Raw genomic sequence first — 12,509 nt, forward strand, 5'->3', positions numbered from 1 at the left:
TTCGTTGCGCACGCTGCCGCGCCCGGGGCCGAATAGAATGAAGCCCCTCGACGAATTTCCCGCTCCGCCCATGCCCCCGCCGCCATTCCCGTCCCTGTCGGCCCCCGTGTGGGCGAGCGCCTTCCGACCGTTCTACCTGCTCGGCGCGCTCTATGCACCGCTGCTGATGGCAGTCTGGGCGGGCGCGTATCTCGGCGCGTGGGGCATGCCGGTTTCGGCCACGACGCCGCTCGCGCTGTGGCACGGACACGAAATGCTCTTCGGTTTCGCCGCCGCGATCATCACCGGCATCGTGCTGACCGCCTTGCCGAGCTGGGCCGGCACGCCGGAAATCCGCGGCGGCCGGCTCGCGCTGCTGGTCGCGCTGTGGCTCGCCGGCCGGCTCGCGAGCTGGACGACGCCGTGGCTGCCGCCGCTGTCGGTCACCGTCGCCGACAGCCTGCTTTTCCCCGCGATGTTCGTCATGCTCGCGCCGCAACTGTGGCGCGCGGCAAATCCACTCTACCTGCTGCTCCTGCCAATCCTGGCCGCGCTCTTTGGCGCCAACCTCGCCTATCACGCCGGAATTGCCGGGACCGACCCGGCCCTGGCCGGCCTCGGCCTGCGCGCCGGCATCTATGCGGTGATCGTGCTGTACGTGCTGAAAGGCGGCCTCCTCACGCCGATCTTCACCGGCAACGCGCTGCGTGAGAAAGGCCGCGGCGACCAGGCGCCGTTCCATCCCGGCCTCGATGCCGCGGCAGTCGTCGTCGTGGTCGTGCTCGCCGTGCTCGATCTGGCCGCTGCGCCGGCACACTGGACCGGCGCCGCGGCATTCGCCTGCGCCTCGATCCACGCCTGGCGTGTCGCGCGCTGGCAGGGCTGGCGCGTCGCCGATGTGCCGCTCGTCCTCGTCATGCACCTCGGCTTCGCGTGGCTGATCTTCGCCTTCGCGCTGAAAGCCGCCGCGGAACTCACCGGCGTCGTCGCGGAAGCCGCGTGGCTGCACGCTTTCACCGTCGGCAGCCTCGGCATGATGATGGTCGGCCTGATGGTGCGCGTGAGCCTGCGCCACACCGGCCGCCCGCTCGCACTGCCGAACGCGATGCGCATCGCGGGCCTATTGCTGTTCGCTGCGGCCCTGGTCCGGCTCGCGGTGACAGTCCACGAACTCGGCGCGTGGGCGGTCGCGATTGCGGCGCTGCTGTGGAGCGCCGCGTTCGTGATCTACCTCGCGCGCTTCGGCACGATCCTCGCGGGCCCGAGCCTGTCGCGCGGCGGCGGCAAGCGCTAGGGCGGAGGGGGCAAGGCTCACACGCCGGGACCGCTCCGGAACGAGGCGACATCGTCGCCGGAAGATCGCGGCTCGTCCGGCGCGGGGAAAAGCGAATCGATCGGCACAAGTGTCGGGTTTCATCGAACGGATCGCCGAAAAGTGGCGGGATGCTCCCGTCACCCCCACCCCGAAAACCGGGACGAAATTCGCGAAAACAATATTTTCATCGTATTTTCAGACGTTTGGCCGCCTCTCCCAATCCACGGACCTATTGGCACACCTCGTGCTGAAGTCCAATCGAGCGCTGCACCGGCTCAGTCGAAACTTCAATGATCCGGACGAGGAGAAATGTCATGTCAAAGCTGACCATCGGGGACCTGCCGGTCACCACTAAACAGAAAGGCGAGGAAGGCGGGGCGATCCGTTCGTTGTCGCGCGAGGAACTGCACGAAATATGGGGCGGACGCTCCGTGGCGGTGACCGTCGATGGCACGAGCACCGGAACCGTGGACGACTTCGGTATCAACATGGCGATCTTCGAAGGTCGCATCAAGGGCTCGTACATCTTGTAACGGGCCCGGCCTCGCAGCGGCGGCGGGCAGTGCAGCAATCCGCCTGCCGCGCCAGCCTTGGGTCTCGTCGTTTGTCACGCCTGAACATCCGGCATGGCGGGCCTGCGTCATGCCAAAATCCAAGGATGCCGCTCTGTAATCGTCCCGCTACTGCACGGAAATGGCAGCGACACAGTCGGCGACTAGGATTGCGTGCTTCGACAGCGGAGCATGGCATGCGCGTAGCGTTGATCTCGGACGTCTATTTCCCACGAGTCAATGGCGTTTCGACGTCAATCGACACATTCCGCACCGAGCTTGCACGACAAGGGGTAGACAGCGTCCTGATCGCCCCCCGCTATGGCGCCGAACCTGACCTTGACGACGTTATCCGTTTGCCTGCCCGACCCGTGCTGCGCGATCCCGAGGATCGGCTGATGAGCTTTCGCGCGAGTCTCGCGCAAGGTGAGGCACTGCGGCGCCGCGGTGTCGATTTGCTGCATATCCAGACACCCTTCGTGGCCCACTACGCGGGCATCCGCCTTGCACGACAACTCGGCCTGCCTGCACTCGCCACCTACCACACGCTGTTCGAGGAATATCTGCACCATTACGTCCCACTGTTGCCGAGAAAGCTCACCGGGATTGTGGCCCGGGGTTTCTCGCGCGCCCAGTGCAATATGGTGGATCAGGTCATTGCCCCCTCGCAGGCGATGCAGGCGCGCCTCACTGCCTATGGGGTCCGGAGCCCCATCGAGGTCCTGCCCACGGGCATTCCGATTCAGGCATTCGCCCATGGTGAGCGCCGACGCTTCCGTCTGAAGCTGGGGATTCCCGAGGATCAGCCAGTTGCCCTATTCGTGGGGCGCGTAGCGCACGAGAAGAACATCGCATTCCTGATCGACGTCATCGAGCATGCCCGGGCGACGCTGCCTCGGCTGCTGCTGATGATTGCGGGTGAAGGGCCCGCGGAGCCGAGCTTGCGGCGCAGTGTGGAAGCCCGTGGTCTGAGCGACGCGGTCCGCTTCATCGGCTATCTCGATCGCGCCGAAGACCTGCCCGATTGCTATGCAGCGGCTGACCTGTTCGTTTTCGCTTCGCGCACCGAGACCCAGGGACTGGTCCTGCTCGAAGCCATGGCTGCCGGCTTGCCGGTGCTTGCGCTGGCCTGCATGGGGACTCGCAGCATTCTTGCGCCCGAACGCGGTGCGTGCATTGCCCCGGATGTCGTCGCAGGCTTTGCACAACAGCTCTGTCGGCTGCTTATCGACGAAGTGCAGAGGGCACGCCTTGCGAGCGAAGCACGCGTGTACGCGCGCGAGTGGTCGGACCAGACCATGGCCTCAAGGCTGGCCCTGCTCTACCGTCGCCTGATCGAAACCCGCAGTCCGAACTGAGCCGTAGCAGCGAGACGCCTCGATCTAAAGCAATGGAGATGGCGTAGCGTCGCTGGTTTCACTGCTGATTCCAGCGGGCTCGTTCTCCCCCAAGGCAAAGTGGCGCTCGCGACCAGTTCGTTCGTGTTTCAATCAGCTTCCCAAGCGTGAGGTTCCTACTCATGAAGCAGATCGGTGGTGCGACACTGGAGTTCGACCGCAGGTTGAGCATGCTCGGCGGGCGCAAGGCCTTGCGGCAAGGGCTATCTGTCGTTGCGCGGACAGGTAACAACCTGTGGCTGGCGAACGACGAGACAATCACGATAGAGCGACTCACGCTTTCGAAGGGGAGTGACAAGCACGAGCCGCGCTTCGCGGACCACCGGCAGTTTGCGCTGCACGACTATCTCAAGCTTCCGATCCCGCGTTCGGATTCCGGCGAAATCGACGAAGCCGACATCGAAGGCATCGACTTCAGTGGGGACTACCTGTGGCTGGTCGGTTCACACAGCCTGAAGCGCACGCGGCCGCGAGACGACGACTCGCCGCGACGAAGTGCCAAGCGCCTGGCAAAGCTCAGCCGGGACGGTAATCGCTTCCTGCTGGCCCGTATTCCCATCGTTGACGAGGGCGACGGCCCGGTTCCCCGAAAGAAGGTGAAGCTCGACGGGGAAATGCGCACCGCGGCAATCCTGCGCGGTGATGCGAAGGGGAACGATCTGATGGGCGCGCTGGTCGAGGACATCCATCTGCGCCCGTTCCTCAGCGTTCCAGGCAAGGACAACGGGTTCGACATCGAAGGACTGGCGGTCGTCGGCGAACGTCTGCTGCTGGGCTTGCGCGGACCGGTCCTGCGCGGATGGGCAGTGATCCTCGAAATCCTGCCGATCGAGGTCGCCGACAATCCCCGCGCCCTGAAACTGATGAAATTCGTGCCTGACAAGCAGCCCTACCTGAAACACTTTCTCCAATTGGATGGTTTGGGAATCCGCGACCTGTGCGTCCATGGCGAGGATCTGCTGATCCTGGCGGGGCCAACGATGGAACTGGATGGCCCCGTGAAGCTTTTCCGCTGGCCTGATGGCGCCAACTCCCCGCGGGAAGCTGCGGTCTGCCGCGACGACCTCGAGTTGCTCGGCGCAATTCCATATGGCCAAGGCGATGAGGCAGGCATGGACCACGCGGAAGGAATCACGCTGCTGGCGGACGACGGCGATCAGGTCCGGTCGGTACTGGTCGTCTACGACAGCGCTGCTCCCCGCCGTCAGTGGACCGAAGCGGAGACGGTCAGAGCCGACATCTTTGCATTACCGGAGCTGCATCCAACCATTGCCATCGGCGTCAAGGCCGATCCCTGAAAGACTGACCGAGTTTTTCGATCGCGTGTCGACCACAAGTCAGCGCCTGGCTCTCAATTTCCATCGCGCTGTTCCGGTTACCGCAGAACCAAGGCAAGCGGGAGCTGATCCGCTGCCCGCCGATCAGCCTTCCCGCCTCGCGCATGCGTCGTCCTACTGAAACGAGATTGCCATGTTCCGTTGATAGGGTGGGCAGGGTCAGTCATCGCAGACACCCGGGAGCGCCAATGAGGTGGAGATTCTTCGATCTGCAACGAATCATCGATGAAGTGTTCGTCGACGCCTGGCTCTATCCGTGGCAGCCGGATGCCGTTAATACCGGGACCGAAACCAATTCGAACGCATGAAAAGCCTGAATTCGATGTCGGAGACGCTATTTTGCCACTGCTGCCGCATTTACCACCCACGCGACGAGATGTGCCGCTATCTCACCCGGCACGGTTATCGGTGGCGCTGCCGGCGCTCAATCGAGGCCGCGCAGGGCAGCATCGCTGAACGTGACGCGTTCGGCAGGCAGCAAACCCAAATCAACCGTGATCTTGCGCGCCAGAGAGCAAAACGGCTATTCCTGTCCATGCAGGAAAGGCGATTATTGCTTTGAACCCACATGTGACGGGTAAATCGACGCTGTGGCTGACACCCTGTCGTGGTCGACTACGAACTCCGCCCTTCGCTCGACCGATGACAACAATTCCATAACGTCAGTCTGCTATGAAGATCGACGTGCTCCTGCCACGCAGGATCGCACGGAGTCGCCCTCTGATTGCAACCGCTTGCCAATGGAGCTTTCGATGATCGCCGCCGCTGAAAAATTCGCCAATACCAGTATCGCCAGCTTCGACACGATGACGGCCATGCTCAATGTAGCCTTCAACAGTACCGCGCATCTGACGGCGCTGAACTTTAGTACGTCGCGGTCCATGTTGCACGACGGGGCCAGCTGTGCCAGTGCGATGCTGGACGCCAGGAACACCGGAGAGATCTTCACGCACGAAACATCGCTGGGCCAATCCGTCATCGACAATGCACTCGCGTACATCCGTAGCGCGAACGAGATCGCCACCGAAGGGCACCAGGCGATCCTGCAACTCGTCGAGCCGCAGATCGCAGAGTTCAATCGGGAGATCACGAGAAACCTCGACAAGGCGGCAAAGTCCGTGCCGGCCGGATCGGAGCTCGCCTTCGCCGCAGTAATATCCGCGCTCCAGGTGGCCAAGCGTGCTACAGGGAGCGGCGAATCCGCCCAGGAAGGCTCGACGGAATCGCAGGAAGAAACTTCCCGTCCGACAAGGAAGTCGGCCTGACACAAAGTTTGGCGTAGCCGCACCCTCTGTAACAGGAGCCATCCGGAACGGGAGCTATCTGGAGCCGACCGGCTAGCATCTGACCTTCCTCTGCCCGATCCCTGCGCAACGGATGACGTTGCGCAGGGATTTTTTTCTATCCATCTCCGGGAAAGTGAAGCTGTCGCGCACCAGCTTCGGTTTCCTGACACCGTTTCTCTTGCCTTTCGCATCCTTTGCAGATGCTCCGCTTGCGCCAGCCACCACCGACAGCACTTGCACCTCGCTCGGGCGGTGACGCGAGCCCTTCGGAAGCGCCGGAAACCACAGGCGCCTGCAGGCGCCAACCGCCCCTCGCGGGAAGGCTGCTACAACATCCTTCTGTCACACTGATCAGTTAGCGTGGCCACGTGCCGATTTATCCCAATCACGATCGTTTGGTGATCTTCGATGCCGATGGCACGACCATCGACGCCTTTCATGCGGTTGAACAAAGTTTCCAGCGCCACGGCATGGCTCTCGGTCACCTCGATCGCTTCCAGAAGCGTCGCAAGCTATTTAAGTACCTTGGCGGCCTGCGCGAATTTCCGAACAATCTGCGGCGTCAGTTCGGCAAACAGAACCGCACGCGCCTGCTATCGACGCTGACCGAATTCTATCGCCACGAGGCGTGCCTGTACCCCGGAATCGACTCATTGCTGCACACGCTTCTGGCAACACCGAACGTCCGCGTCGGCGTGGTGACCCGTAACGTCACCTTTGAGCCGCAGGAAACGCTGACCTGCCTCTTCCGCCGGCACGGGATCGACACACGCGAATTTGACTTTCTCATCTGCCTCCCTTTGCGCGAGGACAAGACGCTGCACTTCAGGCGCACACGGGAACGCTATGCGATCAATCCGGCCCGTGCGTACGCGTGCGGCGACGAGTACAGCGACTACAGGGCGGCGATCGGAGCGGCCATGTGTCCCTTCGTGGTGGCCTACGGTGCCGAAGATCGGCAGCGCCTGAAGAACGTCTTCAGCATCCCGGAGGAGTGCATCATGTCCTCGCCCGAAGAATTTTGCAGCCGTCTGCTGCACACCCTGGATCTCCCGATACCAGGCATCCCGGAGAATGGATGAAGACCGTAGACCTGATCTACTTCAACACCGGAGGCGGGCATCGCGCTCCGGCCGTCGCCCTCGGCCATGTCGGGCGCTGACCGAATTGCGGGGCAGTCATCGCGCAGGTCGGTCGCCAGCCGGTCGATGACTCTTGTACCGTAGCCTTGTTCCCCCCAAGTCGGCCGATCAGGGCAGCCGGACCTGCTCCCCGTCCGGGCGATACATCAGCAGATGGCTGACCAGGCCGCCCTGGATCGACTTGATCATGGATTCCAGCGCTTTCTGCGTCGCCTCGTCGCTCGGTTCCTGATCTCCCTGCCCGCCCAGGCAGCCGACGAACACCATGTCCCAGGGTTTCCCCATGCGGCGTGATTCCTCGACCAGCTCGGCGAAGCTGTGGATTTTGTCGGTCTTCTTGTCCACGTACATCACCGGGGCGAGCGCGCCGCCCTGGCCGTTTTCGAAGCGGCGCTTCTCTTCCAGCGTCGCGCCTTCGGGCAGTTCCGCCCGGGCGAAAACGAACAGCAGCCGCTGCGGTTCGGGCTGCTGCCGCGCAGCCTCCAGGAGGCTTTCAAACCCTGAAATGACCATTTTCCTGCCCTTGCTGTGATGGAAACGAAGCGCATTCTGTCACAGCGCGCCCGGCTTGCGCGCCGCTTCCTCAGCCTGCGGCGACGGCCTTCGCGAGGGCTTCGAACGGGATCAGCACGCAGCCGTGGCGGCTGCGGTGCTGGCGCACCGGCTCGAACACCGCCAGTTCGGCCCACCCGTCCGGCCGCTCGCCGCCGGCGAGCATCGCCGCGACCCCGGCGCGCAGCGCCTCGGAGTCGGCCGCGGACAGGCCGACGCCGTGCAGACCGATCACCGACGCTGCGGCGCGGCACAGCAGGCAGCCTTTCACCTCGTGGGCGAGCGCGACGATACGCCCGTCGGCGACGCTGACTTCCATGCGCACGCGGTCGCCGCACACCGGGCTGTCGCGCATCGCCGAGCCCGACGGCGCGTCGAGCCTGCCGGCGCCGCACGCGGCCGCGGCGAGTTCCTTGATGCGCTGGTTGTAGAGGGCCTCAATCACGTGACGGGCTCCTCGACCATGCCGCTGCCGGACGCCGCGACCAGCGACGCTTCGGCCTGCGCGAGATCGCCGGGCCGGTCGACATCGACGAAGATCGCGTCGTCGTCGATCGCGATCCGCTTCACGCGGTCGGCGTTATGTTCGATGAGGCCGCGCGCGCCCTGGTCGCCGCAGATGCCCGCCATCGCGGCGAAGAACTCGCGCGGCCACAGAATCGGATTACCGCGGCGGCCGTCCTTCTCGGGCATGACGATCGACGGGGCCGCGGGGTCGAAGGCCGCGATGACGCGATCGACATGTTCGGCGGTGATCCGCGGCATGTCGCCGAGCAGCACGATCACCGCGTCGATGTCGTCCGGCAGCGCCGCGATGCCGTGGCGCAGCGAGCTCGACATGCCCTGCGCATGGTCCGGGTTATCGACGAGCGTCGCCCCGCTCGTCGCGAGCGCCGTCCCGACCGCTTCGGCTTCGTGGCCGACGACGACCGTCACCGACGCGGCGCGCGACGCGCGGGCCGCATTGACGGCGCGCAGCACCATCGGCACGCCGCCGACCTCGATCAGCAGCTTGTTGGCGGCGCCCATGCGCGACGACTGTCCGGCCGCCAGCACGAGCGCGGCGACGCGCGGGGCGCCCGGCCGGGGCGGCGGCGCTGCGGAACCTTCGCTGTCGCCGTCCTCCGCGTCTTCTCCCGCGGCGTCTTCCGCTTCGAGCGGACTGCGGATCAGGCCGCCGACGCCCAGGCGCATGATGTCCTCGCGCGTCGGGGCGAGCCCGGCGAGCAGCCGCTGCAGCACCCAATCGAGTCCGTTCGTGCGCCGCGAGCGGCCGCAGCCGGGCATGATCACGACCGGCACGCTGCCGACATGCGCCAGCACGAGCATGTTGCCCGGCTCGACCGGCATGCCGAAATGGTCGATCCGCCCGCCGGCGGCCGTGACCGCCGCGGGCGCGATGTCGTTGCGGTCCTTCGCCACCGTCGCGCCGCAGACGAGCACCAGCTCGCAGCCGGATGCGAGCGCCTGGCGCACCATCGCTTCGAGCGCCGCGCGCTCGTGCGCGCAGCGCAGCACCAGCGCGAGGCGGCTGCCGAGCGCGTCGAGGCGATGGCGCGTCGCGGCGACGGTTCCGGCGAAGATGCTTTCCTTCATGCCGGGAAGCTCGCTCATGATCAGCGCGACGCGGTGCGGCTTCAACTCGGCGACGCGCAGCAGCGGGCCGGCCGAGGCGATCTCGCGGCACGCCTCGATGAGGCTCGCCGGCACCGCGAACGGGATGATCTTGACGGTCGCGACGACCTGGCCCGGGCGTGCCACCGCGTGCTGCGGCAGCGTGCCGATCGCGACCGCCTCGTCGAGCAGGTTGAGGCGGTCGATGCGCTCGATGTCCACCTGCACGACGCCGCGCAGCGACGCGTGCAGGTTGCAGCGGCCGGTGTAGGGCGGGCGCGTCGCGGCATTCGTATCCGGCCCGGTCAGCAGCGCCGCGATCTGCGCCGCGGCGGCGTCTTCCGCGACATCGCCGGGCGCCAGGCGCGCGCCGAGGACGGTGTCGATGCCCGCCTCGCGCAGCCACGCGAGATCGGCATCGACGAGCGTGCGGCCCTTTTTCAGCGTCCTGCCGCCGGCCTTCAGGGTATGCGCGAGCATCACGCCCGCAGCCGCATCCGTGTCGAATTCACCGAAAATCATGGGGGTCTCCAGGACCGTGGCGGGTCCGTTCCGGGCGTGCTCCGGTCATCTTGCGCGATGCCTCGCCTGCACCACCTGGGCGAGGATCGCGACGGCGATCTCGGCCGGTGCGCGCCCGCCCAGATCGAGCCCGACCGGCGCATGGATGCGGGCAATCGCCTCCTCCAGCCCGGCCTCGGCGAGCCGCGCGACGCGCTTCGCGTGGGTCCGCGTGCTGCCGAGCGAACCGATGTAGAACGCGTCGCTCTGCAGCGCGACGATCAGCGCCGGATCGTCGAGCTTCGGGTCGTGCGACAGCGTGACGACGGCGGTCTGCGCGTCGATGCCGAGCCGCTCCAGCGCCTCGTCGGGCCATTCGGTCGTCACGCTGACGCCCGGCAGGCGCTGCGGCGTCGCGAACGCGCGCCGGGGGTCGACGACGATCACTTCGAAGCCGGCGATCGCGGCCATCGGCGCGAGCGCCTGCGCGATATGCACCGCGCCGACGATGACGAGCCGCGGCGCGCTGACGTGGCAGCGCGCGAACAGCGCGCCGTCGGCCGACGCCAGTGCGCCGCTGCGGTCGGCACGCAGGCGCTGGCGCGTCTCGGCGAGCTGCTCCGGCGTCAGCGCCAGCGCGCCGGAAAATCCGTCCTGGTTTTCGCTTTCGCTTTCCTCTTCGTGCACCAGTGCCTCTTCGCCGTCGGCAAGCCGCGTGACCACCGCCACCGGCCGCTTCGCGCGGCGATCGGCGAGAAGCTGCTCGAACATCGTCGCTTTCATTCGATCCGCTCCACGAGGACCTGCACCCGGCCGCCACACGCGAGGCCGACCTCCCACGCCTGCTCGTCGCTGACGCCAAACTCCAGCAGGCGCGGCGTGCCGTCGGCGATGACCTCTTTCGCTTCGCTGATGACGGCGCCCTCGATGCAGCCGCCGGACACCGAGCCCAGGAACGCCCCGCTCTCCTCGACCGCGAGATGGCTGCCTTCGGGGCGCGGCGACGAACCCCAGGTCCGCACCACGGTCGCGAGGGCGACGCCACGGCCCGCCGTACGCCAGCGCCGCAGCTGCTCGAAAAGTTCGTCGTCGGTCGCGGGCGCCGCCGGCATCGCGTCGCTCGCCCCCGAAGGGGTCGCGGCGCGCAGCCGCCGCCCGATGCCGATGACGTGCGCGTGCGCGTGCGCGTCGATCCGCTCCACGAGTTCGGCGATCCCTTCGCCGCTCGTCGCGACCGTGCGCAGCACCGGCACCGTCCAGTGTTCGTCGCGCTGCAGTCCGCCGCTCGTCTGCAGGTCGAGCATCGTGCGCGCGGCGAGCGGCGAGTCGCCCTTGTTCACGACGAGGATGTCGGCAATCTCGAGGATGCCCGCCTTGATCGCCTGCACTTCGTCGCCGAGTCCCGGCGGACACACGACGACCTTCGTGTCGGCGACGCGGCCGATCTCGACTTCGGACTGCCCGACGCCGACCGTCTCGACGACGACGACATCGAAGCCCGCGGCGTCGAACACATCGACGAGTTGCGCGGTCGTGCGCGACAGGCCGCCGAGGTGGCCGCGCGACGACAGCGAGCGGATGAAGACGCGCTCGTCGGCGCCGTGCCCGCCCATCCGCACGCGGTCGCCGAGCAGCGCGCCGCCGGTGACCGGGCTCGACGGATCGACGGCGACGACCGCAATGCGCCGGCCGCGCGCGAGCAATTCACCGAGGAGCGCATTGATCAGCGTCGATTTGCCGGCTCCCGGCGCACCGGTGATGCCGACGACGTGGGCACGGCCGCGGTGCGACGCGAGACTCGCGAGGAGTTCGGCGGCGCCGGGCCGGGCGTTTTCGATCGAGGTCAGCGCGCGCGCCAGCGCGGGACGCGACCCGCCGATGACTGCGACCGGATCGATGTCTTCGGAAAGGCTCATGGCTGCAGTGCCGTTTGTTTGACTTCCAACCATCTTGCCCGTGTGCGCGCGCTCGCGCAACCGCGCATGCGGCGTCAGTGCCGTGGAAACACGAGCCCGAAGTCCTCGACGAAATCGGACAGGCCGGCATCTTCGAGGGCTTCGAGCGTCCTCAGCATGTAAGGGTGCAGCTTGCCGCAGCGCACGAGCGGCGCGACCTGCGCGAGGCCGTCGGCGAGGAGCTCGGCGAGCGCGTCGCGGTCGGCGACAAGCAGCATCGCGACGTCGTCGCCGAACTCGCCGTCGTAGCCGCGCAATGCGACGCTCGCGCCGTCGCCGGTACCGCGCCAGACGAGCACGCTGCCGCGGCGCGCGGCGAAATCGTGCTTCGTCAGCACACCGACCGACGCGTCGGCCGCAGCGAGCCCCTCGCGGTCGAGCATCGCTTTCCAGCGCGCGCAATCCAGAATCGCATCGTTCATCTCGTCGTCCTCGGCGCCGCCCGGCGCGCGTGCGCCGGGCTCGTCGCGTCCCGTTCAGGCCGGCAGCATCGCCGTGACCTCGATCTCGACTTTCGCGCCCTTCTCGACGAAGCCGGCGACCTGCAGCGCCGTCATCACCGGGAAATGCTTGCCGATCAGCTCGCGGTACACGGCGCCGATTTCGGCCAGACGGGCGTTGTACTCGACGCTGTCCGCGAGATACCAGTTCATCCGCACGATGTGGGCCGGGCGCGCGTCGGCTGCGGCGAGGACCGCGACGATGTTGCTCAAGGCCTGGCGGACCTGGGCGACGAGATCGTCGCTGCGGAACTGCTCCTGTTCATCCCAGCCGACCTGGCCGGCGACGAACACCATGCGCCCGCTGGCGACGATGCCGTTTGAATAGCCCTTGGGACGTGCCCATCCGGGCGGTTGCAGAAATTGCATCAGTTCGGTCT

Annotated in this window: 14 protein-coding genes; 7 read left to right on the forward strand and 7 right to left on the reverse strand. The window is 66.5% G+C overall.

Annotated elements, in window-relative coordinates; genetic code table 11:
- Positions 1-37: 37 nt before the first annotated feature.
- The 7 genes from pbN1_RS06530 to pbN1_RS06560 all read left to right on the forward strand — a co-directional run bounded on the left by pbN1_RS06530 (position 38) and on the right by pbN1_RS06560 (position 6,947).
- On the forward strand, positions 38-1,273 hold the full coding sequence (locus pbN1_RS06530; RefSeq protein ID WP_169203804.1) for an NnrS family protein: 1,236 nt from the start codon (positions 38-40) through the stop codon (positions 1,271-1,273).
- Positions 1,274-1,608: 335 nt separating this feature from the next.
- Positions 1,609-1,827: a hypothetical protein gene (locus tag pbN1_RS06535; protein WP_210147680.1), complete on the forward strand. Its 219-nt coding sequence runs from the start codon at positions 1,609-1,611 to the stop codon at positions 1,825-1,827.
- A gap of 215 nt (positions 1,828-2,042) precedes the next feature.
- Positions 2,043-3,203, forward strand: a complete 1,161-nt coding sequence (locus pbN1_RS06540) for a glycosyltransferase (protein WP_169203803.1) — start codon at positions 2,043-2,045, stop codon at positions 3,201-3,203.
- A gap of 161 nt (positions 3,204-3,364) precedes the next feature.
- Entirely contained in the window at positions 3,365-4,540 is a 1,176-nt protein-coding gene (locus pbN1_RS06545) for a DUF3616 domain-containing protein (protein ID WP_169203802.1), read from the forward strand.
- 343 nt (positions 4,541-4,883) lie between these two features.
- On the forward strand, positions 4,884-5,141 hold the full coding sequence (locus pbN1_RS06550; RefSeq protein WP_169203801.1) for a hypothetical protein: 258 nt from the start codon (positions 4,884-4,886) through the stop codon (positions 5,139-5,141).
- 190 nt (positions 5,142-5,331) lie between these two features.
- Positions 5,332-5,844, forward strand: a complete 513-nt coding sequence (locus tag pbN1_RS06555) for a phasin family protein (RefSeq protein WP_169203800.1) — start codon at positions 5,332-5,334, stop codon at positions 5,842-5,844.
- A 419-nt stretch (positions 5,845-6,263) separates the two neighbouring features.
- Entirely contained in the window at positions 6,264-6,947 is a 684-nt protein-coding gene (locus pbN1_RS06560) for an HAD family hydrolase (protein WP_244857184.1), read from the forward strand.
- 168 nt (positions 6,948-7,115) lie between these two features.
- On the opposite strand, the gene pbN1_RS06565 is transcribed toward pbN1_RS06560, so the two are convergent.
- The 7 genes from pbN1_RS06565 to pbN1_RS06595 all read right to left on the reverse strand — a co-directional run bounded on the left by pbN1_RS06565 (position 7,116) and on the right by pbN1_RS06595 (position 12,498).
- Positions 7,116-7,520, reverse strand: a complete 405-nt coding sequence (locus tag pbN1_RS06565) for a ribonucleotide reductase subunit alpha (RefSeq protein WP_169203798.1) — start codon at positions 7,518-7,520, stop codon at positions 7,116-7,118.
- Between the two features lie 70 nt (positions 7,521-7,590).
- Positions 7,591-8,004 carry an iron-sulfur cluster assembly scaffold protein gene (locus tag pbN1_RS06570; RefSeq protein WP_169203797.1) on the reverse strand — a complete coding sequence of 138 codons (414 nt, stop codon included), beginning with the start codon at positions 8,002-8,004 and terminating at the stop codon, positions 7,591-7,593.
- The gene (locus tag pbN1_RS06575; RefSeq protein ID WP_169203796.1) at positions 8,001-9,695 is read right to left on the reverse strand and encodes an NTP transferase domain-containing protein; all 1,695 of its coding nucleotides are present in this window, start codon (positions 9,693-9,695) and stop codon (positions 8,001-8,003) included. The genes pbN1_RS06570 and pbN1_RS06575 overlap by 4 nt, the downstream gene beginning before the upstream one ends.
- 45 nt (positions 9,696-9,740) lie before the next feature.
- Positions 9,741-10,457, reverse strand: coding sequence for an XdhC family protein (locus tag pbN1_RS06580; RefSeq protein ID WP_169203795.1), 717 nt, complete (start codon positions 10,455-10,457; stop codon positions 9,741-9,743).
- Entirely contained in the window at positions 10,454-11,590 is a 1,137-nt protein-coding gene (gene meaB, locus pbN1_RS06585; RefSeq protein WP_210147681.1) for a methylmalonyl Co-A mutase-associated GTPase MeaB, read from the reverse strand. Before meaB ends, pbN1_RS06580 begins: the two co-directional genes overlap by 4 nt.
- A gap of 74 nt (positions 11,591-11,664) precedes the next feature.
- Positions 11,665-12,051: a hypothetical protein gene (locus pbN1_RS06590; RefSeq protein WP_169203794.1), complete on the reverse strand. Its 387-nt coding sequence runs from the start codon at positions 12,049-12,051 to the stop codon at positions 11,665-11,667.
- 54 nt (positions 12,052-12,105) lie between these two features.
- Positions 12,106-12,498 carry a RidA family protein gene (locus pbN1_RS06595; RefSeq protein WP_169118408.1) on the reverse strand — a complete coding sequence of 131 codons (393 nt, stop codon included), beginning with the start codon at positions 12,496-12,498 and terminating at the stop codon, positions 12,106-12,108.
- Between the last annotated feature and the right edge of the window lie 11 nt (positions 12,499-12,509).

This window comes from Aromatoleum bremense, from assembly GCF_017894365.1.
Classification (GTDB): domain Bacteria; phylum Pseudomonadota; class Gammaproteobacteria; order Burkholderiales; family Rhodocyclaceae; genus Aromatoleum; species Aromatoleum bremense.